This is a genomic window from Candidatus Jettenia sp. AMX1 (genome assembly GCF_030263775.1).
Taxonomy (GTDB): domain Bacteria; phylum Planctomycetota; class Brocadiia; order Brocadiales; family Brocadiaceae; genus Jettenia; species Jettenia caeni.
The window spans coordinates 23935-47954 of record NZ_SZPP01000009.1; the positions used below are offsets into that span (position 1 = coordinate 23935).

Below are 24020 nucleotides of genomic sequence, written 5' to 3' on the forward strand. Positions count from 1 at the left end.
AATCAGACCGTATTTTCTCAGGCGTATAGAATTAATCTTATTAATAATAACAATTTTATTAGGTAAAATCAATTTGAAACTACTCAGGTTTTTTCTGCTTTTTTTGCGCTGATAAATATTTGCGATGTATAAGAATATTTGTTAAACTACTACTGTTTATTTTTATGAATTATATAGCTATCAAATGGAGCTCCATTCAATGAAAGGTATAATTGCCATAGTATTAAGTATGTTTCTCCTGTTTACTATCCCTGTTACAAAGAGTACTTATGCTAAGGATGGATCGCAAGAAGTCTTAAATAACTTGGAGAATTTCCAAAAATCTCTCTCTGGCTGGATGAAGAATTTTGATACCTTGAGCAGTCAATTTGATACGCTTCAGAAGAATGTAAACGAGAGTTTGGCTCCTCTTAGTGGAATTTCGAAAGAGATTAAGGGGATGCAAGAGAGGCTGGATTCGGTTCTTCCAAGAGTAATGGCCATTGAGAGAAGCGCTTCTGTAGCAGAGATCGGCGCTACGCTTACTTCTTTTAATGAAACCCTTGCTGTCTTAAAGAAATTACTATCTGATTTGACGAAACGCGTTGAGGATCAGGAGGTAAAAACCGCTGTGCTTGAAAAGAGATATCAAGAGGCGCAAAGACCGTTAGAACCAATCAAAAAAGCTATCGATGACCTCAGCAGATTAGTGACAGAAAAACTAGGTGAACAGGAAAAAAAGATGGCCGCTGTTGAAGAGGGTATGAAAACACGTGTGCAATCTTTCGAAGACCAAATGAAGACCCTTGGTGATTTACAAAAACAGGTAAAAAAGCTGGAAAAAGGAGTTCCGCCCCCAACCGGAACAGTAACAGCCGGGGCAGTGCAAGCGCAGCCGCCCGTAGGCACAGAAACGGTAAAAATCGTTGAAGGCACAGAAACTGCCAAGGTGGTTGAGGAAGAGCGTGCGCCAACCCCTGAAGAAGAGGGTTTCGAAGAACTTGGGGATGATTTTTACCTGAGAAATGTAAAACTTCTTCCTTTCGGGTCTTCCTCTCAGATTAGAGGCGAGATTAAGAATGTATCAGATAGAGACCAGAGCATTGTAAGATTCGCAATTAAGATTTACAACGCCTCAGACATACTTCTCTTTACACAGGATTTTGCAATCAAGACTTTTAAGAAGGGTGAAATTCGAACCTTTAATGAAATTATCAGTGGATATGCACCGGTGGATATTGCAAAATATGAAATCGTTCCAAAAGGGAGATATTAAAAATTGGTTAAGCATACATATCTCATAGTATGGATTTTGTTCTGTTGTCTTTCTATTCATACTTTAAAAGAATCATTGGCTGCTGAAGAGAAATATCCTGATATGGTTTTGGTGCCTGCCGGTGAATTTATCATGGGTGATAGTACCTACTATGATTGGACTTTTCTCCTGGCTTATAATATTTACGACGGGCCTGAGCATCGTGTTTATCTGGATGCTTTTTATATAGATAAATATGAAGTAACCAATGAACAATATAAGAAATTTGTAGAAGAAACGGGGCATCGCATGCCACGTTGCTGGAATGATGTCAGATTCAATCAGCCCAAGCAGCCGATTGTCGGTATTACCTGGGAAGATGCTGTTGCATATGCAACCTGGGCTGGAAAACGATTACCCACGGAGGCAGAATGGGAAAAAGCTGCACGTGGTACGGATAAGCGTGTATGGCCATGGGGGAACAAATTTGACAAAGAGAAATGTAATGTGTGGGAATCTGTGATCAAAGCAACAACACCGGTTGGAAAATATGAGAATGGTAAAAGCCCTTACGGATGTTATGATATGGCAGGGAATGCCTGGGAATGGTGTGCTGATTATTATGATCAAAACTATTATTACGTATCTTTACAAAAAAATCCTGCAGGTCCTGATTCCGGTCTGCAAAGGGTTGTCCGTGGTGGTAGCTTCCTGTATTTTGGACATTATGCACGGTGCGCGGCGCGCTATCGGGTACCTTGGTATGCCGAGAGTCCGCAAATTGGATTTCGTTGTGTAAAATCAGCGGAAAAATAATACGTTGGAATTCCTGTATACATACAGAATGATTTATAATATTTCAAAGCTTATCGCAGATAATTTCAGTCAAGCGAGACAACCTCGCCTTGTAATACTTATTCAAACGCTAATCCTCTAAGCATTTCCCCCATACGTTCTTTCGCTCTGAAACGTTAATCAGGGTATTTTCTCAAACCGGACCTTTGGTTTTTCTTCCGTTGTTAAAGACTCTATAAATAAATCCACTTCAAGCGTGGGATATCTTTCTATTAATAATTCTCTGGCATTTCTTAAATCTGTACAAAGAGTTTCATATTCGGCTATTTCAGAACCGAACGATACGGACCCTCCATATCCTCCACAATCTTTATGGCTAATAATAACAATTCGTTTTATAAGATGGAGACTTACCGAGAGAGAGAACTTACTAAAGAGCAGGTCCCGTGTTTCCGGATTTACCAGATTGTAGATACTGCCTGGTATAGAAATGTGATCATAATTATCTTTTAATCCCAAGGTGTTGTTTATAAACTCCTGGTTTGCTATCGCAAACCGATAATCAATGCAGGTGATTACCAAGGTATCGCAATCATTTCTTGCCGCATCGGGGTTTGCAGTGATGGCTATTTGCTGGTTGTCCACAAGTAAATCGGGTAAAGATGATTTATTATAGGCACAGCCTGGAGAAATGATAAAAGACAAGATAATGCCCAGACATACGAATTTCCAATTTTTATTCATTTGAAATATTTCAAAGAGTAAGGTTAGAAAATAAAATACAAAAAGATCGGTATTGTAATACACAATGAATGAAAGCTACCATAAGATGAATATTAAAATAATTAATAATTATAAAATTTGTTTAAAATTATATATGCGTTGATGATCTTTAAATAAAACAGTACCGTAGTATAGATATACTTTTAAATGAGGATATCTTATACGCATGAGCCTTCGTGCTTTTTTTAAATCCTTACAAATTGCCTTATATTCTGCCGCAGGTTCAGAAAAACTTTTAGAACCTCCGTAGCCTGCGTTACAGTCCTGGTGTCCGAGAATAATGATACGTTTCACATGATGTAATCGGACAGAAACGCCAAATGTATTTAAGACTATGCTTCTTGTTTTTGAATTCAAGAGGTTATGAATAGAGCCAGGGATGGAGATATAATCATAGTTACCTTTTAATCCAAGCCTGTCATTAATAAATTCCTGCGTAGCGGTAGTAAACCGGAAATCGCTGCACGTAATTACCAGGGCGTCACACCAATGCGTTTTCTCATCAAAAAATTTTAAGTATTTGGTCGATTTTTTTATTTTCCCGACATCTTTAGATTCTGTATCTGCAAATACATTGTTTGTTTTGGCGATATTCATTATCGTAATGAACAGCACTATGATATGGACAGCTTTAGATTTCTTTAGTATCTTTTTTATGTAATGCATAATTATTATCTTCTAAAATTTAGTCAAAATAATATGAAAATATAAGTAAAGCTAATAAATTTAATCACGTTTAAGCATATTAGCAAGTTTTATTCCATATAATGAAAATATGGTAACTACATGATTGATAATACGATAGAAAAAAAGAAATGATTTTTAATGTATGCAGGAGAGCATATAAACGGCTTAATTCAACCATTTATATGCTCCGAAAAAGCGGACGGGCGAGTGTTATTTTGGTTTTGCAGTATCAGGAGTTTTTGGTTGATTTAACATCTCCTGGATTTGTTTAAATGTTTTTGGATCTACACGAAGTATTCCTCTTGTATCTGTTACGCCAAGCCGGGTTGCCATATCGTCAACATCAAGGAGATTCAAATCAAGGCTTGAGATATTAACATCTGCTAAATTCATGTTTCTTGCTGCTTCCATAGCAATAATAATATCACCGCCTAAACCAGAAAGGGCTTCCCTTCTTAATCCTTCTCCTTCTGCCTGTGACTTTTTAATTAACAATGTTCCATCTGCTATGCGCTGCTGCTTATAAAGGTCGGCTTCTGCTTTCTTTTGTACCAGGTATTTATCAGCTTCAGCAAGGAGTTCTATCGTTGTTTTCGTTGTTTCAGCATCAAGTACGGTAATTGCTCTTTCCTTATCACCTACGATTTTCTGCGCAAGGGCTTCTGTATCTGCTTCTATAGTTTGGGTAATACCGCGCTGTTCAGCGGCAAGGGCTTTTGATTTATTTAATACATTGTCAAGTTCAGCTAATTTAATATTTTTGATCTTCCTCTCAAGCTGCGGATCGAATCTCATTTCCAGGATAAGCACATCAATAATATTTACGTGGCGCGGCGAAAGCCTTTCCATGAGTTGTATTTTGCATTCTTCCGCCCTTTTTCTTTTTTCGTCAGGGTTATATAAATCACGCTCCACCATTCTACCGAATATGCTTCTCGCAACGTCACGCGTTTCATTCTCAACGATAACTTTGTAGCGTTCACCAGTACCTAAATCCTGTCTTAATTTCCACGCCTCACCTTCTTTTATTTGATACTTAACAATCATATCTACCGATACATCATAGTCATCTGCAGTTCGTATTGCAGCCTCTCTTCTTTCATCATGTCCTATACGGGAAGGTTCCTTCGCAAGTTCTAGTGTTTGGACGGTACCGTCGTAAAGATCCCACTGGTCAATAGCAGTAATTGCCCTGTGCCATCCCGGCCCATAGTCCCTTTGGACAATACCTCTTTTCACACCCCAGATAATTGTCCTTACCCCTACCTGGTCAACACCAACCTTAATGACGAAAAATTTTACACCAATAACAAAAATAGCGATAAATACAAGAATACCTATAGGAATTATATATTTCGCGGTAAATTTTCCTATGTGCATTTTCACCTCTTTACAAATATATTAATTTATGATGTACGATTTCACGAAAGCAAATGTTGTTAAAAATTTTTCCTTAGTGAAGAAATCTTTATTACAAAACATACCGTTAATTTTCTTACGGAGATTTATCAGGCCCGGGCTTTAAAGGACTTACTAAAGCAGCATCAGGTGGTTCCGGGAACATGTAATCAATCTTTGGCGCATCCTCAATATATTTAAACCTTTGTATGCTTTGGGGAGTTTCAATACCTTGTCTGATAATAGGTGTGCTTCTTACAATTGCTTGTTTTAAACGTTTCGCATATTCAAGCCTAACCAGATTGCGTCCTCCATCTCCCTCTAGTGCTATACGTAATGCCTTAATACCTTCCGCTTCGGCTTTTACCGTGGCGAGAACAGCATCTGCCTGCTTTGCTAGTCTTTCAAATTCTGCGTCAGCTTCATATCTTTTCTGGATTATGTAAGCATCGGCATCCTGTTTTTTCGCTTCAGAGCTACCTCTTGCATCCATGATGCGCTTGTCACATTCTCCCCGAAACCGCGCTACTTCTACCTCAAGCTTTTTTGTTTCCTCAACTACAACCCTTCTTTGGTTTTCCATTGCGGCGGAGGCTCGTGTCTTTTGTTCTTCAACCTCTTTATCCGCCAGTCTTCGTTCCTGTATTTTTTCAGCATATTCCCGATAGTAACGGTAGTCAGAAAGGTTAATAGAAGTAACGTAAAGTCCGTGTGGATCAAGCATTTTATTCATCTCTTCACGTGCCTTTTGTGCCTTTACGTCACGCTTGGAAGCAATGGGGAATTCGCCTAGCGTTAATTCGCCAAAATTATAATAACATACAGTTCGTGCATAATCGTAAAGCCATTTTCTTTTAAATACATCTCCAACACCGGTATTTTGGACAATAAACATCGCAAATTCAGGTTTCAACATGTATTGAATCTGTAAATCTAACACGACATCTCCACCATCGATCGTTTTAATAGTTAACGGGTTACCTTGAGGATGTTTTTCATCTATTTCTGCGGATGTCATCTTTAAGACCTGTTCACGCTTATCCAGTACATATATATCTTGAATAAAAGGATAATAGAGAACAGCTCCTGCCCTGTTAATAAGCTTTATTCCCCCTGTGAGATTATTTACAACTACTGCCACTTCGTCAGCTGCAATCTCTTTCCAGCTTAATTCTCTGCCGCCATATATACCACCTGCTATAATCAATAATGCAATAAGTGCTACAATGATATTCCGATACATATGGTGAAACCTGGCTTTTGGTTTAAAGTCTTTGTCCATAAACTACCTTTAATGAGTATGCTTAAGTTATTTATCAGTAAGCGATAATAAACCTAGATTATAAAAGTGTGCCATTTGTGGTTCAAGAAAATTATAAGAGTGTGTTACGCTAAGGTCAATAAAAAATTAAAAATAAACAAAGTTATATTTTTTCAGTATTGTAAATTATGTTAATGATACTTAAATTCATTTATAGCTTTGAGTAACTACTAATTTAACTAAGTATTGATGCACAATGTAAAAAATATTTCATTTATGAAATACCGAGGTATATATTTTGCCACATCTCATGATAAGAAATTAGTATTGGCTTTTACTATAAATGATTGTTATGTAATTACTAATGTAATATTTATCCAAGAATAATGTTTTGGGAATGATATTTGTCTTTATTGCATACACCGTCTAAATTCCATAACAAGATACAGTTTAATATTATGGTATACAGGTATATTTATAAATTACCAATTTTAATAGATGATGAACATAGCTTCTTATAAATATTGTCAAAAACCCGTGTTCATCTGCGCTCTTTCGTGTCTGGCTGCCGGCTGTAATTTTAGGTTTTATAAAAAGGCTTGACTTTTTTAGTTTTATTACTATAATGTCCCGCTTTGCTAAAATGCTTTTTAGAAAAGAAAGAGGAGGAGAAAGGAGGCTAACTACTCTAAGATTAATTTTTAGTAGTATTTAGGTTTTATTGACTGAGTCTCGTTTAGCTTAGGGTCCTATTTGTCCTTTTATATAAGGAGGGAGAATAATGAAGAAAGCTTTGTGGAAGACCTGTATGGGTGGTTTTGCTACCGCCGTCTTCTGCGTTGCAACCTGTACCCAGTCGTTTGGGGCGGATGGAAAGTCTATAGAAGACATGGAAAAGGAGTTAAATGCTTTAAAGGCATCCGTTTCAAGCCTAACGGAGCAGATCGAGTCTGTTAAGCAGGAGAAATTAACGGCAGATGCATCATCTGATGCAAAAGAGGATGTTGAAGCATTGAGAAATGAGGTTAATACATTAAAGGAAGAAATGAAAACCGCTGCCCAGGCGGAGCCTACCCTAAAGGCTGAAGATATAACAGGAAATGTTTACTCCGAGTTTGCAAAGAGGGTAAAGCTCGGCGGCCAGATCAGAACAAGGGCGGAATATGCAAACGGTTTTTACCAGGTACCAACAAGCAATGCAACCCTGCCTGGTGGTTCAGGACCTGCTACTACAAGGAATAGGTCAGTGGATGATGATTACATCTTGAATCAAACAAGACTCTGGGCAGATGCTGATGTAAATGAGCATTTAAGGGTATTTATTCAGCTTCAAGATGCAAGGACATTTGGTGCAGAAGGTACTACGGTCGGATTTGCGCATGCTTATGATGAGAATACCATTTTAGATATTCATCAAGGTTATTTTGATTTAAAAAAGTTATTTGATCTTCCGTTAACAGTAAGGGTTGGTCGTCAGGAAATTATATGGGGAGATCATAGGGTTATCGGTAACTTTGTATGGTCTAACGTTGGCCGTACATTCGATGGTGGACGTTTTATGTGGGATACGGATGCCATACATGCTGAGGCGTTTGCCGCAAAGGTAGATGAAGATGGCTGGACGACTGCAGAAACTGATAACGATGGCAATTCTGATGAAAATATTTATGCAGCACAGTTAGGATTCAAAAAGCTTATACCCGGCGCTTTATTAGAGCTTATGTATATTCAGAAAAACGACCAGGACAGTGTCGCTAATAGTGCTACCGCAACAGGATTTGATCCTGTAGGAGCTTCGGATGACGTTGTTATCCACGATTTCGGTATAAGGATCGATGGAAAGGTTCCAGGTTTAGATGCTATAGATTATACGGTAGAGTCACACTTCCAGGGTGGAGAGTATGGAACTCAGGACCAGGAGGCATGGGCTATTGCCGCCAGAGCGGGTTATACCTTCAAAGAATTGCCATGGACACCCCGTGTTGGTGTTGAATATGATTATGCTTCAGGTGATGATGATCCTTCGGATAATGACCACAAGACGTTTGATAACCTCTATCCAACAAACCACTGGCAGGGAAACTATGGTTTCATCGATTTGATTTCCTGGCAAAACATACATGACTTCAGGGGTAATATAAAGGTTGTGCCTACAAACAAATTGACGGTACAGGTCGATTATCATTACTTCTTGCTGGATGAAGAGGAAGATGGTTGGTATTTTGCTAATGGTTTACTTGCTACCGGTACAAGGCCTGGCGGTGTTGGTGGCAGTTATGCAAGTAACGATGATAACCTTGCACAAGAAATAGATTTAACCGTAAGCTACGACCTGTATAAAAACGTTAAAATCCTTGCTGGATATTCCTTTTTCAGACCAGAGGATTGGATCGAGGATGAAATCGATGATATTGATACCCACTGGGGTTATCTGCAAACCACGGTTACGTTCTAATTGTTGATTCAGTTGTTTTTAATTTTTAATGTAGTGTCATTATATACCTATAATGGGTGTTGCATATGCAACACCCATTTTTTTTGCTAAAATTGTAATCGGCAAAATAAAATAATTTCTTGAAATTAAATTATTTGGTATACTTGTATTTTATTTGTTTTATTGTCAGGCGTATAGTAGCGAGCTAAGTTAAGGTATTAAAATGTAGGGCAAGGCCTTAGTCTTGCAGAACAACCCTGATAGGGCACTCTACATAATAGATGGAAATTCCTAAGATTATGAACAATAGATATTTTCCCACCTTTGACGAATTTAAGCAGTTGGCAGAAACCGGAAAAGGTAACATTATTCCTGTCTATCGGCAATTATTTGCAGATACCCTCACGCCGGTATCCGCATTTCAGAAGATTTCAGATACTGACTGTGCATTTTTACTTGAAAGCGCTGCGGGCGGAGAAAAGATTGCCCGCTATTCGCTTCTTGGTTCAGACCCGTTTATTGAATTTACTTCGTTTGGTAATCGTGTAGAGATAAAACGAGGCGCCCATGAGCAAAAAATACTATATGCAGAAGACCCTTTAGAGGTTTTACATAAGGAAATGAAGGCCTTTATCCCTGTTCAGGTACAGGGTCTGCCAAAATTTTTTAGCTGTGCCGCTGGTTATCTTGGGTACGATACGGTACGCTATTTTGAGCGGCTTCCCAATCCGCCTCATGATGATCTGTCGCTTCCTGATATACAGGTGATGTTTTATAATACGATAATTATATTCGATCATGTAACAAAAACTATTAAGGTTGTTTGTACAGCGCACATTCATAAAGAATATGGAGAGGGTATATATACAGAAGTAACACAAAAGATCGATCGTATCATCGAAAAACTTCGAACACCGGTAACATCTTTAAGTGATGATATTACGACTCATGGAGAAGTCAATATTTCGTTTTCTTCGAATTTCCCAAAGGCTGATTTTCTGAAAGCTGTAGATCGGTGCAAGGAATATATTCGTGCGGGGGATATATTCCAGGTAGTTATTTCTCAACGCTTAAAGACACAAACGCAGGCGGATCCATTCGATATCTACCGCGTTTTACGGGTGATCAATCCATCCCCCTATATGTTTTATTTAAAGCTGGGGAATCTGAAACTCATTGGGTCTTCACCTGAAGTTATGGTAAAGGTGGAAGATGCGAAGATTACTGTAAGGCCTATCGCCGGCACGAGAAAAAGAGGGAAAGATGATACAGAAGATACAATATTTGCTCAGGAATTGATTACAGACCCTAAAGAGCGCGCTGAGCATATCATGCTTTTAGACCTGGGAAGGAATGATGTGGGAAGGGTGTCGCGCTATGGTAGTGTACATATTGAAGAAAAGATGGTAATTGAAAAATATTCACATGTAATGCATATAACATCCAGTGTATGTGGTGTATTGCAGGAAGATAAAAATGCCTTTGATTCTTTAAAAGCATGTTTACCTGCCGGTACCTTGTCTGGCGCGCCAAAAATAAGAGCAATGGAAATTATTGATGAAATCGAGCCTACGAAGCGAGGTCCCTATGGAGGAGCTGTTGGATATTTCGATTTCTTTGGAAACGTAAATACGTGTATCACGATCCGCACTATTCTCTTAAAAAACAACGATGCTTACATCCAGGCCGGCGCCGGAATTGTTGCGGATTCTATTCCGGAACGGGAATATGAGGAGACTTTAAATAAGGCTAAGGGTCTATTGAAAGCGATAGAACTTGCAGAAAAATTAGGTTAATGTAATGACACTTGGCAGGATTATACAAATTATTGGTATGATTGTTGTGTTAGATGCACTGTATTTTGGGATCGCCCGGGATTCTATGAAGATAGAAGTTCTTTTGCTGTTTATCGGCGCGGTAATTTTTTATTTGGGGCGCAGTTTTGAAAAAAAAGGTAAATAGTTTTCCTGTTTAAGAAAACTAAATTTTATCTTTTTCTTCAATAATCTCAACGGTAAAGGTGAATATTTCAATATCTTTAGATTTCCAGGCATCAGAAGGTAAATTTGCTTTACCCGAACAGCAGTAAGAGAGCAATTTCGCTTTATTCCATCCGGTCTCTACAGCTACTTGTGGCAATAAACATCCTATCTGAATCCCTCTTTTTATGAATATGCCATGTTTTCCAAGCTCAAAATCGAAGGGATTTTTAATAGGTCTTAATTCCGATACGATAGATATTTCGATTTCCAGGTTGGTTAATTCAGACAATTTGATACGATTAGATGCGAATCGGAAGTCTTCTGTTGCCGAGGAAATAGCAAGCTCAGAGATTAATTGGTAGAGCGGTATATCTGATATAAAACGACCGATACAACCTCTGAGTTCTCCATGTGTTCTTAAGGTTACAAAAGCACCTTCTCTCCCCTGAAGATCAGAATGATCACAGAGAATAAAAGGCATAGGCTCTTGTTTTACCGCAGCCTCAATTTGTTTCCGGGCAATTTGCAGGAGAAGTTTTTTTGCCTGACTATCCAAGACTAAATACCGCGTATTGTAAACCTAAGGGGAAAATATAACCGATTGTAGAGAATTGCATGTTAAATAGTATCTACTTCGTTAAATACATTTGTGGTAAAAACATAAAATTCCATTCTATCGTCTTTCCATGCGTCTTTTGGCAATCCTGCTTTTTGGCAAAGATGCCGTAAGGTGTCTATTTTGCCCCATCCTTCCTCAATCGCAATTTGTGGCAGAAAAACGGCGTGAGCAAGCCCTTTACGTATAAGAATACCTTCTTTACCCAGGAGAAAATCAACGGGTTTGTTAATCTTTTTTAGCTCACTTAAAACTGAAATCTCTATAATAATATCAGATATCTCTTGGGCCTCTACAGGATTAAATCGGCAGTCGCCAGAAGATGATTTAATGGTATTTTCTACTACACCCTGGAAGAGTGCTCTCTTCGGCAGAACATATCCCATGCATCCCCGAAGTTCGCCGTATTTTTTTAATGTTACAAAAACTCCATAATTCTTTTTTAATTTTGGTGTAACGGTACGCTCTATAGGGGTTAAATCGGGCGGAATACCTGTTCTTGTGTAAGTTTGCAAGGTATTTCTGGCAAGAGACAATAAGCGTATTTTTTCTTCACTTGTTAAACTAAAAGGTGGATGTTTTTCTGAAGAATCTAATGGTGGTATATAATGGCCAGATTTGGTTTCCGGAAGTTTTGTAAATAGAATTGATGCATAGCTTACCGAAAAAGAAAAGTTGTTGGATTGACGTCCGGATGTATCATAGTTTAAAATTTCACCCTGTGCATTTTCGGGTAATAATTTTAAAAGCAAAGCGATTGGGATGATACCGCATGTGTTTATTCCCGTTTCCTTTCTGTATGTTCTTAATCCATGGAAATCTTTTGAAAGAATTTTTTCAAATGCCCCATAGTCTAAGGCTTTGATATTTTTTTCAATATTTGTTTTAAAGGGAACATAGCCGTATCCTTCCCCATAATGGGTAAAATCAGAACTTACTACTACCAGTGTTTTATCATTTAGTAATGGCCGGATAGCATGAGCAATCTGATCAAAATCGTCATCTACTAATATACCGACCATAATAGGGACTAAGGTAAAATTACCCAGAGATAGCTGCAAAAAGGGCAATTGTGTTTCTAAAGAATGTTCTCCGCTATATGCCCCTTCATATGATCCAAAAAGCGTTGTTGTTTTTTGAGGTGCGGTTGGTGATGAGCCTTTCGCAAAGGTAAGTAAATAGTTGCATGCTTCCTGATCAACAGTGATAAGGCCTAAGGGTGTTTTAAAATTTTTTGTCTTTAGAATTGAAACGCCCCGGAAACGCTTGCCGCTCGAGAAATGGCTGGGGGATAATAAGATAACCCGGGTAAACTCATAGCCTTTAATACTTTTATATCCATATGCTGCCACCTGGCCGGAATATTGATATCCGGCGTGGGGAGAAATGACGGCCAGGGGTTTACCCTTGTCTGGTTGCTCCGGTATGTTCTTGAAGAAAGTATTAATTTGTCCTTTTAAGACATTTTCATTTTCAGAATAGAAACGTCCTGCTACCTGAGGTTCCCAAACTTCTTGTAGTTCTGTGTGTGCAAATAAGAGAGAATTTGATAAGACTATGAGAAAAAAAACAAAAAGGGATAAAGGTCTCATGATAGTTTCCTTATGTGAGTAATTTGATGATGAAAAAACCAACAACCAGTAATATTACAAAAGCGATAGAGATTATATTAAAGTATTTATCTATAAAATCCTTAATTTTTGGTCCAAACACATAGGTAAGTGCTGCTATGATGAAAAACCGTCCGGAACGGCTCACTGCTGACGCTATAATAAATGTCCAAATATTGATCTTGCAGACGCCTGCTGCAATAGTAAAGACTTTGTAAGGAATAGGCGTGAATCCGGCTATGGCTACAGCAATAAAGGCGTTAGCGTTGTATTCCTCTTTGACAAAATCAAATTTATCGGTTATCCCATAGAAATTAAGGATAGGCAGTCCCAGGTATTCAAAGAATTGATATCCAATAAAATAACCAAAACAGCCACCTAATACAGACCCTGCAGAACAGATTGCCGCATATTTGAAAGATTTTTTAGGAATTGAGAATGCAAGCGCCATAAGAAGCACATCAGGAGGTATCGGGAAAAAGGATGATTCGCAAAAAGCCAGTGCAAAAAGAGCAAAAGCCCCATAAGGGGTATGAGCCCAGTGCAGTGTCCATTCATAAAGCCTTCTATGCAGACCTGCTTTTTTAACCTGCGACAATTCCATTGCTTCTTCATACTTCATAAGAATATCCCTCAAATGGTAGCAGAAATATAGACTTTATTCATGAGTGAATAAAAGAATAGAGAAAGGTTTTTAGATTTCTCTATCATAGAATCTTTTGTTTAAAAATTATTGTAATATGTTATAGTCTGAAATTAAATAGAAATTAGTTTAATTTTTTTTGGAATTGTTTGTAGTACAAACAGCATCATCTCTTGTTGCAAAATCTTCGCCCTGATAAATTCTTTCCATACTCATAGAAGGGTTCTTGCGTTCAGAGCCCCCTTTTTCTCGCTATGAGATAATTCTTTTTGGAGAAAAGGTGTGAGGAGTTTTAATTTGACAATAAAAAGCTTTTCGCTATAATAAAAAGGCTTGATGTTATATAATGATAATAGTTTACAATTGAAAGGTGAATAATCTTTGCGAAGTGACACAATTACAAAGGGCCTCGAGCGGGTTCCGGCCCGGGCGCTCTTATATGCAACAGGTTTGAGCAGGGAAGATTTGGGAAAACCCTTTATAGGAATAGCAAGTAGTTTTACAGACCTTATTCCCGGACATGTGCATATGCGGTCTTTGGAAAGGGCGATTGAAAAGGGGATTCATGCCGGTGGTGGTATTAGCTTCATCTTTGGTGTGCCTGGTATTTGTGATGGGATTGCAATGGGGCATGATGGTATGCGTTATTCGCTTGCTTCCAGGGACCTTATTGCTGATATTATCGAATGCGTAGTGAGCGCCCATTGTTTGGATGGGCTGATAATGCTGACAAATTGCGATAAGATTACCCCTGGTATGTTGATGGGTATTGCCCGGTTAGATATACCGGGAATTGTTGTAACGGCTGGGCCTATGATCTCCGGACGTTATGGAAAGCAAAAGTTATCGTTAGTGAAGGATACCTTTGAAGCAGTGGGAAGGCGACGGAGAGGCGAGATTAATGACAATGAGTTATCCTGTTTGGAGATGGATGCTTGTCCGGGGCCTGGTTCCTGCCAGGGGCTCTATACGGCCAATACTATGGCTTGTGTGTCTGAAGCGCTTGGAATGTCATTGCCGAGGTGTGCTGCGTCATTAGCAATTTCTTCCGAAAAGGAGCGGATTGCATATAAAAGCGGGCAGCAGGTGGTAGGGCTTGTGAGAAATGGTGTTACTGCCAGAAAAATTATGATTCAAAAAGCATTTGAAAATGCTATTATGGTTGACATGGCGTTAGGCGGTTCTACAAATAGCTGTTTACACATTCCCGCCATTGCAAAAGAGGCTGGCATAGAGATGGATCTGAAATTGTTTGATACAATCAGTGCGAGAACTCCTCATATAACGAGCTTACAGCCAGGCGGTGAATACTTACTGGAGGATTTATATTATGCTGGCGGTATCCCGGCGGTTATGAAGCGTTTGTATAATGATCTGCACGATTGCTCAACGGTGAGCGGCTTAAGCATAAAGGAAATTGCAAAAGCGGCGGAAATTTGCGATGGAGATATTATTCAAACAAAAGAAAAAGCATATCACAAAGAAGGTGGAATTGCCATTTTATATGGAAATTTAGCTCCTGATGGCGCTGTGGTTAAACAGAGTGCTGTATCAGAAAAGATGATGCGGTTCCGTGGTACGGCAAAAGTATTCGATAGTGAAGAAGTTGCAATGAAGGCAATTATGGGTTCGCAAATCAGCAAAGGTACTGTAGTGGTAATACGCTACGAGGGGCCACGCGGGGGGCCTGGAATGAGAGAGATGTTGGCTCCTACAGCGGCGCTTGTGGGTATGGGTTTAGATGAATCTGTAGCATTAATTACTGATGGCCGATTTTCGGGAGGAACTCAGGGTCCCTGTATTGGCCACGTATCTCCGGAGGCAATGATTGGCGGGCCTATCGCGCTGGTAGAGGATGGCGATGAAATAACTATCGATATTCCAAATCGGAAATTAGATTTGCATGTAACGGAGGCAGTGCTTGCACAACGCAAGACAAGATGGGCGCCTCCTAAACCAAGGATAACCCGAGGCCTGTTAGCTCGATATGCAAAATGTGTAACATCTGCGGATAAAGGGGCTGTGTTAATGGCGGACTAAAAAGTCCTGTATGTAAAACCTCTAAAATTATTGCTACCCGGTGGTGTAATGGTAACACTAGAGATTTTGGCTCTCTCATTGGAGGTTCGAGTCCTCCCCGGGTAGCCATTATATTTTATGGAAGAGAATAAAGCAGAGCACTCTTTTATACTCTTCACAGGAATCAGCAAAAATGAGAAAGACCACAGCAATCATACTTGCCGCGGGAAAAGGAACACGTATGCGGTCGTCGAGACCCAAAGCACTGCACGAGGTATGTGGCACGCCCCTTTTAGGATATGTGATTGAAGCTGTACAGGATGCCGGGGTCTCGCAAATAATCGTTGTTGCAGGAGATAAAAAAGAATCAGTAAAAGATAATCTTAAAAAGATGTCCGTTGAAATTGCAGAGCAGTATGAGCAATTAGGAACCGCACACGCCGTCATGTCTGCTAGACACCTTCTTCCAAACAGGACGGATGCTATCATAGTATTGAATGGTGATACTCCTCTCGTCAAGCCTCAAACGTTGAAGAAATTAATTACTATAAATACCGGGACAGAAGCAGATGTAACATTATTAACAGCTTGCCTGGATAAACCACGGGGATATGGCAGGATTTCCAGAGATTTACACGGCGGTATAAAAGGGATTATAGAAGAAAGTGAGGCGAATGCAGAGGGGTTAAAAATTAAAGAAATTAATGGATTCCAGAGTGATACTACCTCTTTCGTAGAAGGATAACATGGATAAAAAAAGAAAGCTCGAAGAGATAAATAATTTAAAGATATTTTCGGGGAATGCAAATTCTGTATTGGCAGAGAAAATTTGCGAACATTTATCAATTCGTCTGGGTAATGCATACGTAGGTCGTTTCCCGGATGGAGAAATTGATCTGAAGGTAAACGAGGATGTCCGTGGCGCTGATGTGTTTCTTGTACAGCCGACATGTCCTCCGGTAAATGAAAATTTAGCAGAATTGCTTATATTTATAGACTGTTTAAAAAGGGCATCAGCAGCACGTATTACGGCGGTATTGCCCTATTATGGGTATGCCAGAAAAGACAGAAAAGACGAGGGCCGTGTACCAATAACAGCAAAATTAGTGGCAAATCTTATCACAGAGTCAGGCGCTGATCGCGTGCTTACCGTTGATTTGCATGCAGCTCAAATACAGGGGTTTTTTGATATACCTGTAGACCATTTGCTTGCTTTTCCCGTACTCTCGAAGTATTTTGAAAGGCTAAAATCAGAAGATCTGGTAGTGGTAACACCTGATGTGGGTGGAATAAAACTGGCTAGAAATTATTCCAAAAAACTGGGAATAAAAATGGCTATTGTCGATAAACGAAGGGTAGGGCCTGAAGAAACACAAATTGGCTTTGTTATAGGAGATGTAAATAATAAGGATGTAATAATGATTGATGATTTAATTGCTACCGGCGGTTCCATTGTTCAGGCAGCAAATGTACTAAAAGAAAGGGGTGCAAAGGATATTTATGTCGGCGCTACCCATCCTGTATTTTGCGGAAGCGCCGTAGAAAAGCTTTCTGCTGCGCCGATAAAAGAGATTATTGTAACCGATACGATACCGCTTACGGAAAAGGCAAAAAGTTGTCATGATAAAATTAAGGTATTATCAATTTCTGAGCTTTTAGGAGATGCGATTATGAGGATTCATCGGCACGAGTCCGTGAGTTCTCTCTTTGTTTAATTATTATTTTATGTTTTAGGGAGCAAATAGAGATGGAAATCTTAGAATTAAAGGCAGAAAAAAGAACAACAAAAGGGAAAAAGGTAACGAAAAGATTGCGAGAGGAAAGACAAATCCCGGCTATTTTATATGGTCATAAATTAGATAATGTCATGCTGTGTTTTGAAGAGGGTCAATTTGCCCGTATACTCAATACTGGAGCAAGAATGGTCCGTTTGGCGTTTGATGATAAAAAAGAATCCGTACTTATAAAGGATATTCAGTATGATTACATTTCAGATCGTGTAATCCATGTGGATTTCTCCCGGATTGATCTGGATGAAAGGATTAAACTGCGGATACCTATCGAACTCTTTGGTGAATCTGCCGGAGTAAAGGAAGGCGGTGTGCTGACTTATGTTATGAAGGATGTAGAAGTGGAATGTCTGCCAATTGCCATACCTGAAAAAATAAAAGTAAATATATCGGATTTAAATCTGGGAAAAGCAATTCATGTTAAAGAATTACCTGTGCTGGAGGGTATTCAATACATATCGGATCCCGATGCAGTGATTGTATCTGTGCATCAGCCTGCAGCGGAAAAAGTTGTGCCAGAGGAAGAACTCTTGGCTGAGCCTGAAGTTATTACCAAGAAGCCGAAAGAAGGGGAAGAGACAGAAGCGAAATCTGCATAAAAATAGAGCATGGTATGTTTTCATGAAGATCATAGTTGGTCTGGGCAATCCCGGGAAAAAATATGTAAAAACAAGGCACAACTTGGGTTTTATGGTAATCGATCAACTTGCCCCGCTATTTGATATGGAATGTAATAACAAAAGATTTCAATCTCTTTTTGGTAAGGGGGTACTGGAAGATGAAGAGATTATACTATTAAAACCACAGACATTTATGAACTTAAGCGGAGTCGCCGTAAAGGAAGCTGTAAATATGTATAAATGCGCGTTTCAAGATCTTATGATTATCGGTGATGATTTGGATATGCCTTTGGGAAAAATGCGTATTAGGCGTTGTGGTGGTTGTGGAGGACACCGGGGTCTGGAATCTGTCGCGGCGAGCTTAGGGTCCACAAACTTTCCCCGTTTAAGGGTTGGAATAGGGAGGCCACCTGCGGGTGATCCGGGTAATTATGTCCTGTCCACCTTTTCCGGGGAAGAGGAAGCTATAGTAAAGGAATCTTTAGATAAAGCTTGTCAGGCCTTAAAAATCTGGATTTTTGAAGGGATTGAGACGTGTATGAATAAGTTTAATTAATCTTTTTATCGTGTATGAAAATAGTATAAAATAGTTTTGTAATTTTTATAGTAAAATAGAAAAAAGTAGGAGGTTAAGAATTTGAGGATGTACGAAGGATTGTTTTTAATTGATAACACCCATGCCAGCATGGAATGGGATAACGTGGTAAAGCATATCCATGATATTCTGCAAAAAAATGGAGCGGAGATTCTGAAAACAGAAAAATGGGGTGAAAAAAAATTAGCATATAAGATCAAAGGACATAAACGCGGGACTTATCTGCTTATCCATTTTAACGCTAAAAGCGGAGCTATTACAGCTATAAAAAGGGATTTCCAGCTTTCTGATTATATCATCCGTTCTTTAATCGTAAAAGATGATAAAATTGAGGAGGTATCTCAGATCGGTGTAATTGAGCCAATACCCGGAAGAAACACGGGTGTAACTCCTGAAATAAAAGATGCAGAATTATTGGAAAAAACAGATATGGCAATCAATGTTACAGGCGAAGTATAGCATCTCCAGGGATCGGGTCGTACCCAGGGACTCATCAAACCGGCATCAAGGTTTGCAGCAATATATTTATGGAAGAATTTTTAAAGGAGTAACGTATGGCAAGTCTTAATAAGGTTTTTCTTATGGGGAATCTTACTCGAGACCCGGAGTTAAGATATACCCCGGCAGGATTAGCAGTCGCAAGTTTCGGGATTGCAATCAATAGCGCTTGGACAGCTAAAAGTGGAGAAAAGAAAGAGGAAGTGTGCTACGTTGACATTAATATTTTTGGGCGTAGAGCAGAGGTTGTTGGTGAATATTTTAGTAAGGGGAATCCGATTTTTATAGAAGGTCGTTTACAGTATAATCAATGGGAGACCAAAGATGGACAAAAAAGGAACACGCTTCGCGTTGTTGCAGACAACTTCCAATTCATTGGAGGTTTAACGAAACGTCCGGAAGAAGGGGCTGGAGTATCATCTAAAGAAGGTAAACAATCAGGCGATGTGCCGGAAGATGTTAATCTTGATATAAATCATGAGGATATACCGTTTTAAGATCGTTTCATAAAATTTTTATAAGGATAAAAAGGATTAACCATGAGTAAAAAGAGGTTTAACAGAACAAGTAAGTGCCGGTTTTGCAGGATGGGGATTGAAGAGTTAGATTACAAGGACACTCAAAACCTGGTAAAACTTACCACAAATCAGGGAAAGCTTTTTTCAAGAAAACGTTCTGGAAATTGCGCTCATCATCAGCATTCAGTAAAGCTTTCTGTTAAAAGGGCAAGATTTATGGCGCTGCTTCCCTACGTAGCGTAATCGCTACAAAAAAGAAGGAACGATAATTGTGGAATCATAAAATATTCTGTTATTTGTAATTAAGCTTGAAATTTGAGTTACCGAGGAGGAAATAAAACGTATGGAATTGTTGTTGAAGAAGAACGTAGATAAACTGGGCATGATTGGTGATATCGTAAAGGTAAAGGAAGGGTATGCAAGAAACTATTTATTGCCCAGAGGGTTAGCGACAACCGTTTCTCCGGCTAATGTAAAACAGATAGAGAAAGAAAAGATAAAGATGGTCTTGCAGTTGAAGGAAGAGGGTGAACGATTGCGGGGGGTACTCGATACAATTGCTGCTGCTTCTTGTATAATTCCTGCGAAGGCAAACGAAGAAGGCAAGCTTTTTGGTTCTGTTACCAGCGCTCAAATTGCAGAAGCATTGGCAAAAGAAGGCTATCCGGTAGATAAAGAAATGGTAAAATTAGATAGCCCGATAAAAGTTTGTGGTGTATATGATGTTGTAGTCGCCGTGAATATGGAATTACAAACAAAGTGTAAAGTAACGGTGGTAAACGAGGATGCCGGTCAGCCAGAGAACACTTAATTTCTTTTCGGAGAAGTAGTCATGGCTGTTGAGTCCATACTTGAACGCACCCTACCTCAAAGCATCGAGGCCGAGATGAGTGTTCTGGGCGCGATGCTACTGGATAATGAGGTAATTAGTATCGTAATTCCCATTCTAAGCAAAAATAGCTTTTACAAAACGGCACATCAGGAATTATTTCAAACCATAGTAGAACTCTACGATAAAGGACAAACGGTTGATTTAGTTATTCTCAGAGAAGAACTGAAGAAGCGTTCATTATTAGAGAAGGTCGGCGGGATAGAATATATAATAGGACTGGAAGAGTCTGTCCCTACGATAGGAAATGTAGAATATTACGCAAATATAGTTCGCGAAAAAGCCATTAAAAGAAATTTAATTGAAGTGGCAGCAAATATTCAAAAGGAAGCCTTTCATGATACTTTAGACACTGATAATTTACTCGATACGTCAGAAAGAGCAATTTTTGATATTACCCAAAAAAAATTTAATACAGCTTCTACGAGACTGAACGAAGTTCTTAAATTAACCTTTAATCGTATTGAAAATTTACATGACAGGCAAAACAGATTAACGGGATTGTCTACAGGATTTTACGATTTAGATGACATTACGTGTGGATTACAAGCCTCTGAACTTATTATTGTTGCTGCAAGACCAAGTATGGGCAAGACGAGTCTTGCTCTCAATATTATTGAACATGTGGGAGTTGTCGAGAAAAAACCCGCTGTCATATTTTCTCTGGAAATGTCAGCACAACAGGTAGCCCAGAACATGCTGTGCTCCCATGCGCAGGTAGATGCACATAAACTACGTATGGGTTTCTTAGATGATAAACAATGGAGTAATCTTTCCTTTGGATTGGGGTCCTTGTCTGAAGCGCCAATATTTATCGATGATACTCCTGGCCTTACTGTTCTGGAAGTGCGTGCAAAGGCACGCAGGTTAAAGGCTCAATATGATATTCAAGTAGTAGTAGTAGATTACTTACAGTTGATGGAATCGCCACGGGCGGAAAGCCGACAACAAGAAATTTCCATTATATCCCGTGGCCTTAAATCACTCTCCAGGGAATTATCGATCCCGGTGATTGCTGTATCGCAGTTAAATAGGTCTGTGGAGGCAAGAGAAGGACATAAACCAAGGATGTCAGATTTGCGTGAATCAGGGTCAATTGAACAAGATGCAGATGTTATTATCCTTTTGCACAGGGATAGTTATTACGATCCGGAAAAGGACAACACCGCAGAGCTTATTATTGCCAAACAACGAAACGGGCCCACCGGAACAGTGAAGCTGGCGTTTCGTTCTCATATTATGCGTTTTGAGAGTTTGGCCTCTGCAGGTAACAAATGAGATATAAAGTTTTACTGCGTGAGACAGGGATAATTCTATTGCTGGTTTTAACTTTTTGTCTTGTATATACGAAAGTTTTATGTGCCGAAGCATCAGAAAAAATCTCAAGGATCATCAAAAAGGTTGAAATTAAAGGGAATCAACGTATTAGTACGGCTGCAATAAAAAGCAGTATTCGGGTAAAAGAAGGCGATACGTATGATCCACAGATAGTAAGTCAGGATGTGGATGCAATTTGGTCAATGGGGTTCTTTGATAATATAGAAGTAGAGTTGGAAGAGATTCCTGGAGGATTGAAGCTTATATTTGCTGTTACTGAGCGTACCGTAATTGATGAAATACAGTTTGATGGTAATGAGAAAATTAAGACAAAAAAGCTGAAAAAGCAAATTGAAATCAAAGAGGGAGATTATTTAAAGCATTATCTTTTGAAGCTGGACGAGGATAAGATTAGGGAGTTTTACATCAAAAAGTGTTTTCCCCGAGTACAGGTGCAAGCGGAAAGTAAAATAGCAGACGGCAGAAGTATAGTAGTCTTTCATATTGACGAGGGCCCGAAAATCCGTATCGCAAAGATAAAGTTTGAAGGGAATACAGGTTTTAAACGTAAAAAACTTCTGAAGCAAATGGAAATACGGCGGAAACGCTTCCCAACCTTCATATTTCCGGGCAGGTTTGATAAGAAAACGTTTGAATCTGATATAAATAAACTGAAAGAATTTTACATGAATAATGGATGGCTGGATGTCGAGATTGGATGGGAAATAGCCTACAAGAATCATAATAAGATGTATATTATTATCCATATAAAAGAGGGCGAACGATATTATGTGGAAAATGTTAAGATAGAAGGGGAAAACCTGTTTACCGAAGAGGAATTAAAGGAAAAGCTAAAGTTAAAAGAGGGCGGCCCCTTCTTTTTGGATGCCGTCGATAAAGATACCTATCAAATTCGTTTGGCCTATGGAGAACAGGGATATATTGGCGCCCGTGTTGAGGAAAGACATACCTTTAGTTCGGAAGGTACAAAGGTAAATGTCTTTTTTACTATAGACGAAAAAGACAGACATTATATAGAAAAGATTAAAATACTCGGTAATGATAAAACACGGGATAATGTTATTCGAAGGCAATTGACATTCTATCCCGGAGAAAAGTTAGATACGGAAAAGATACGTGATAGCCAGAGACGTCTTACCAATACGGGATATTTTGATATGGAATCCGGCGTGCCGGCGGGAATTAACTTCGAACCGGGTTCTGAAGCTAATAAACAAAATATCCTGGTGGAGGTGAAAGAGGGAAGAACCGGAATGTTGCGGTTTGGTGGCGGTTACGGCGCAAACGTTGGGGCCTTTGGTGATATTTCTTATACTGATAGAAATTTTGATGTTACGGATTTACCAAAAAGCTGGAATGATTTCCTGGAAGGCAATGCCTTCCGCGGCGCAGGTGAGGTGCTAACATTGCGGTTCAGCCCTGGTTTCCAGAGGACCGAAATCCTGGCATCTTTAACGAATCCGGCCGTATTCGATTCTCCCTACAGCGCCGGATTAAGCTTATTCAGTTATCTGAGATGGTACAGAGAGTATCAGCAGCAAAGTAGCGGCTCAAGAGTTTCTTTGGGAAGAGAGATTCAGAGGGATTTTTTTGTAAGAGTAAGTCCGGAGTTTAGTGTTATAAATATTAAAAGACAGGATGAGAAAGAGGATACGCCGCAAGATGTACTGGATGTTGCGGGAAGCCATTTGAAGGCTGGTATTACCTTATCAGCGCTTATAAACAGAACTGATAATATCTATGCGCCAATGAGAGGCTATGAAGGAGATTCTTCGTTAGAGTTTGCAGGGATGGATGTGGATATCGTTAAGTATAAAATCCAAACGACGAGATACCACCCACTCTTTGATGTTCCAAAGTGGGGAAAGCATGTCTTTATGTATGGAGGTACGTTTGGTGTTGTGGAATCAACTTCCGGAGAAGATGTGCCAATATTTGAAAGATTTTTTGCCGGCGGTTATGGCTCATTGAGAGGGTTTGACTATAGAGGGGTAGCGCCTGTCGATGAAAAAACAGAAGATCAAATCGGTGGAAATTTATTGATGTTGATGAATGCAGAGTATATTGTCCCTCTCTATAAAGATATTATTCGGGCAGCTTTTTTTATTGATAGCGGAAAGGCAGACCGGGGAATTAGTGATATTAATTTCGATCGTTTCAGGGTATCAATGGGAGTTGGATTAAGGTTGAGCATTCCCTTTCTTGGCCGTTCTACGATCTCGATTGATTACGGTATTCCTGTTATGAAAGAAGCTGCGGATGAGGTTGAGGCGTTTTCATTTAATTTTGGAGGAGGCGGTAGCTACTAAT

Annotated in this window: 23 protein-coding genes and 1 tRNA gene; 17 read left to right on the plus strand and 7 right to left on the minus strand. The window is 39.3% G+C overall.

Annotated elements, in window-relative coordinates; all coding sequences use genetic code 11:
* The first annotated feature begins 199 nt into the window (after nt 1–199).
* Nucleotides 200–1255 carry a hypothetical protein gene (locus tag FBQ94_RS03295; RefSeq protein ID WP_007220509.1) on the plus strand — a complete coding sequence of 352 codons (1056 nt, stop codon included), beginning with the start codon at nt 200–202 and terminating at the stop codon, nt 1253–1255.
* A 3-nt stretch (nt 1256–1258) separates the two neighbouring features.
* Nucleotides 1259–2050: a formylglycine-generating enzyme family protein gene (locus FBQ94_RS03300; protein WP_007220510.1), complete on the plus strand. Its 792-nt coding sequence runs from the start codon at nt 1259–1261 to the stop codon at nt 2048–2050.
* A 159-nt stretch (nt 2051–2209) separates the two neighbouring features.
* On the opposite strand, the gene FBQ94_RS03305 is transcribed toward FBQ94_RS03300, so the two are convergent.
* The 4 genes from FBQ94_RS03305 to FBQ94_RS03320 all read right to left on the minus strand — a co-directional run bounded on the left by FBQ94_RS03305 (nt 2210) and on the right by FBQ94_RS03320 (nt 6179).
* Entirely contained in the window at nt 2210–2773 is a 564-nt protein-coding gene (locus tag FBQ94_RS03305; RefSeq protein ID WP_007220511.1) for a carbonic anhydrase, read from the minus strand.
* Between the two features lie 108 nt (nt 2774–2881).
* A complete protein-coding gene (locus FBQ94_RS03310) occupies nt 2882–3478 on the minus strand; it encodes a carbonic anhydrase (protein WP_007220512.1) in 597 nt (198 codons plus the stop codon).
* A gap of 231 nt (nt 3479–3709) precedes the next feature.
* Entirely contained in the window at nt 3710–4879 is a 1170-nt protein-coding gene (locus FBQ94_RS03315) for an SPFH domain-containing protein (RefSeq protein WP_007220513.1), read from the minus strand.
* 115 nt (nt 4880–4994) lie between these two features.
* Nucleotides 4995–6179, minus strand: coding sequence for an SPFH domain-containing protein (locus FBQ94_RS03320; protein ID WP_007220514.1), 1185 nt, complete (start codon nt 6177–6179; stop codon nt 4995–4997).
* Nucleotides 6180–6939: 760 nt separating this feature from the next.
* On the opposite strand from FBQ94_RS03320, the gene FBQ94_RS03325 reads away from it, so the two are divergent.
* The 3 genes from FBQ94_RS03325 to FBQ94_RS03335 all read left to right on the plus strand — a co-directional run bounded on the left by FBQ94_RS03325 (nt 6940) and on the right by FBQ94_RS03335 (nt 10554).
* Complete coding sequence (locus tag FBQ94_RS03325) at nt 6940–8613, plus strand: alginate export family protein (RefSeq protein WP_007220515.1); 1674 nt, start codon at nt 6940–6942, stop codon at nt 8611–8613.
* 278 nt (nt 8614–8891) lie between these two features.
* The gene (trpE, locus tag FBQ94_RS03330; protein ID WP_007220516.1) at nt 8892–10388 is read left to right on the plus strand and encodes an anthranilate synthase component I; all 1497 of its coding nucleotides are present in this window, start codon (nt 8892–8894) and stop codon (nt 10386–10388) included.
* Nucleotides 10389–10392: 4 nt separating this feature from the next.
* The gene (locus tag FBQ94_RS03335; protein ID WP_007220517.1) at nt 10393–10554 is read left to right on the plus strand and encodes a hypothetical protein; all 162 of its coding nucleotides are present in this window, start codon (nt 10393–10395) and stop codon (nt 10552–10554) included.
* A gap of 18 nt (nt 10555–10572) precedes the next feature.
* Here FBQ94_RS03335 and amrA read toward each other — a convergent pair whose 3' ends face one another.
* The 3 genes from amrA to FBQ94_RS03350 form a co-directional block, all read right to left on the minus strand.
* Nucleotides 10573–11130 carry an AmmeMemoRadiSam system protein A gene (amrA, locus tag FBQ94_RS03340; RefSeq protein WP_007220518.1) on the minus strand — a complete coding sequence of 186 codons (558 nt, stop codon included), beginning with the start codon at nt 11128–11130 and terminating at the stop codon, nt 10573–10575.
* Between the two features lie 62 nt (nt 11131–11192).
* Nucleotides 11193–12782 (minus strand): AmmeMemoRadiSam system protein B, encoded by a 1590-nt coding sequence (amrB, locus tag FBQ94_RS03345; protein ID WP_007220519.1) that lies wholly within the window; start codon nt 12780–12782, stop codon nt 11193–11195.
* Between the two features lie 10 nt (nt 12783–12792).
* On the minus strand, nt 12793–13422 hold the full coding sequence (locus FBQ94_RS03350; RefSeq protein WP_007220520.1) for a YqaA family protein: 630 nt from the start codon (nt 13420–13422) through the stop codon (nt 12793–12795).
* A gap of 402 nt (nt 13423–13824) precedes the next feature.
* On the opposite strand from FBQ94_RS03350, the gene ilvD reads away from it, so the two are divergent.
* The 12 genes from ilvD to bamA all read left to right on the plus strand — a co-directional run bounded on the left by ilvD (nt 13825) and on the right by bamA (nt 24019).
* Complete coding sequence (gene ilvD, locus FBQ94_RS03355) at nt 13825–15483, plus strand: dihydroxy-acid dehydratase (RefSeq protein ID WP_007220521.1); 1659 nt, start codon at nt 13825–13827, stop codon at nt 15481–15483.
* A 34-nt stretch (nt 15484–15517) separates the two neighbouring features.
* A tRNA-Gln gene (locus FBQ94_RS03360) sits at nt 15518–15591 on the plus strand.
* A 64-nt stretch (nt 15592–15655) separates the two neighbouring features.
* Complete coding sequence (locus FBQ94_RS03365) at nt 15656–16207, plus strand: NTP transferase domain-containing protein (RefSeq protein ID WP_007220522.1); 552 nt, start codon at nt 15656–15658, stop codon at nt 16205–16207.
* 1 nt (nt 16208) lies between these two features.
* A complete protein-coding gene (locus FBQ94_RS03370; RefSeq protein WP_007220523.1) occupies nt 16209–17177 on the plus strand; it encodes a ribose-phosphate diphosphokinase in 969 nt (322 codons plus the stop codon).
* Between the two features lie 32 nt (nt 17178–17209).
* Complete coding sequence (locus FBQ94_RS03375) at nt 17210–17851, plus strand: 50S ribosomal protein L25 (protein WP_007220524.1); 642 nt, start codon at nt 17210–17212, stop codon at nt 17849–17851.
* A gap of 22 nt (nt 17852–17873) precedes the next feature.
* Nucleotides 17874–18428 carry an aminoacyl-tRNA hydrolase gene (pth, locus tag FBQ94_RS03380; RefSeq protein WP_007220525.1) on the plus strand — a complete coding sequence of 185 codons (555 nt, stop codon included), beginning with the start codon at nt 17874–17876 and terminating at the stop codon, nt 18426–18428.
* Between the two features lie 87 nt (nt 18429–18515).
* Entirely contained in the window at nt 18516–18926 is a 411-nt protein-coding gene (gene rpsF, locus FBQ94_RS03385; RefSeq protein WP_051006132.1) for a 30S ribosomal protein S6, read from the plus strand.
* A 95-nt stretch (nt 18927–19021) separates the two neighbouring features.
* Entirely contained in the window at nt 19022–19462 is a 441-nt protein-coding gene (locus FBQ94_RS03390) for a single-stranded DNA-binding protein (RefSeq protein WP_007220527.1), read from the plus strand.
* 42 nt (nt 19463–19504) lie between these two features.
* A complete protein-coding gene (gene rpsR / locus FBQ94_RS03395) occupies nt 19505–19726 on the plus strand; it encodes a 30S ribosomal protein S18 (protein ID WP_040543248.1) in 222 nt (73 codons plus the stop codon).
* A gap of 100 nt (nt 19727–19826) precedes the next feature.
* Nucleotides 19827–20294, plus strand: a complete 468-nt coding sequence (gene rplI / locus FBQ94_RS03400; RefSeq protein ID WP_007220529.1) for a 50S ribosomal protein L9 — start codon at nt 19827–19829, stop codon at nt 20292–20294.
* Nucleotides 20295–20315: 21 nt separating this feature from the next.
* Complete coding sequence (gene dnaB, locus FBQ94_RS03405) at nt 20316–21650, plus strand: replicative DNA helicase (RefSeq protein WP_007220530.1); 1335 nt, start codon at nt 20316–20318, stop codon at nt 21648–21650.
* The gene (gene bamA, locus FBQ94_RS03410) at nt 21647–24019 is read left to right on the plus strand and encodes an outer membrane protein assembly factor BamA (RefSeq protein ID WP_007220531.1); all 2373 of its coding nucleotides are present in this window, start codon (nt 21647–21649) and stop codon (nt 24017–24019) included. The genes dnaB and bamA overlap by 4 nt, the downstream gene beginning before the upstream one ends.
* Nucleotide 24020: the final 1 nt, after the last annotated feature.

What these genes read in the sequence shown, in the direction of transcription:
- dnaB (WP_007220530.1), top strand. Translation starts at nt 20,316, where the DNA reads ATGGCTGTTGAGTCCATACTTGAACGCACCCTACCTCAAAGCATCGAG.
- FBQ94_RS03350 (WP_007220520.1), bottom strand. Translation starts at nt 13,422, where the DNA reads ATGAAGTATGAAGAAGCAATGGAATTGTCGCAGGTTAAAAAAGCAGGT.
- FBQ94_RS03315 (WP_007220513.1), bottom strand. Translation starts at nt 4,879, where the DNA reads ATGCACATAGGAAAATTTACCGCGAAATATATAATTCCTATAGGTATT.
- bamA (WP_007220531.1), top strand. Translation starts at nt 21,647, where the DNA reads ATGAGATATAAAGTTTTACTGCGTGAGACAGGGATAATTCTATTGCTG.
- rpsR (WP_040543248.1), top strand. Translation starts at nt 19,505, where the DNA reads ATGAGTAAAAAGAGGTTTAACAGAACAAGTAAGTGCCGGTTTTGCAGG.
- amrB (WP_007220519.1), bottom strand. Translation starts at nt 12,782, where the DNA reads ATGAGACCTTTATCCCTTTTTGTTTTTTTTCTCATAGTCTTATCAAAT.
- FBQ94_RS03325 (WP_007220515.1), top strand. Translation starts at nt 6,940, where the DNA reads ATGAAGAAAGCTTTGTGGAAGACCTGTATGGGTGGTTTTGCTACCGCC.
- FBQ94_RS03390 (WP_007220527.1), top strand. Translation starts at nt 19,022, where the DNA reads ATGGCAAGTCTTAATAAGGTTTTTCTTATGGGGAATCTTACTCGAGAC.
- FBQ94_RS03370 (WP_007220523.1), top strand. Translation starts at nt 16,209, where the DNA reads ATGGATAAAAAAAGAAAGCTCGAAGAGATAAATAATTTAAAGATATTT.
- FBQ94_RS03320 (WP_007220514.1), bottom strand. Translation starts at nt 6,179, where the DNA reads ATGGACAAAGACTTTAAACCAAAAGCCAGGTTTCACCATATGTATCGG.
- trpE (WP_007220516.1), top strand. Translation starts at nt 8,892, where the DNA reads ATGAACAATAGATATTTTCCCACCTTTGACGAATTTAAGCAGTTGGCA.
- FBQ94_RS03365 (WP_007220522.1), top strand. Translation starts at nt 15,656, where the DNA reads ATGAGAAAGACCACAGCAATCATACTTGCCGCGGGAAAAGGAACACGT.
- FBQ94_RS03305 (WP_007220511.1), bottom strand. Translation starts at nt 2,773, where the DNA reads ATGAATAAAAATTGGAAATTCGTATGTCTGGGCATTATCTTGTCTTTT.
- FBQ94_RS03295 (WP_007220509.1), top strand. Translation starts at nt 200, where the DNA reads ATGAAAGGTATAATTGCCATAGTATTAAGTATGTTTCTCCTGTTTACT.
- FBQ94_RS03310 (WP_007220512.1), bottom strand. Translation starts at nt 3,478, where the DNA reads ATGCATTACATAAAAAAGATACTAAAGAAATCTAAAGCTGTCCATATC.
- FBQ94_RS03375 (WP_007220524.1), top strand. Translation starts at nt 17,210, where the DNA reads ATGGAAATCTTAGAATTAAAGGCAGAAAAAAGAACAACAAAAGGGAAA.
- rpsF (WP_051006132.1), top strand. Translation starts at nt 18,516, where the DNA reads ATGTACGAAGGATTGTTTTTAATTGATAACACCCATGCCAGCATGGAA.
- FBQ94_RS03335 (WP_007220517.1), top strand. Translation starts at nt 10,393, where the DNA reads ATGACACTTGGCAGGATTATACAAATTATTGGTATGATTGTTGTGTTA.
- pth (WP_007220525.1), top strand. Translation starts at nt 17,874, where the DNA reads ATGAAGATCATAGTTGGTCTGGGCAATCCCGGGAAAAAATATGTAAAA.
- rplI (WP_007220529.1), top strand. Translation starts at nt 19,827, where the DNA reads ATGGAATTGTTGTTGAAGAAGAACGTAGATAAACTGGGCATGATTGGT.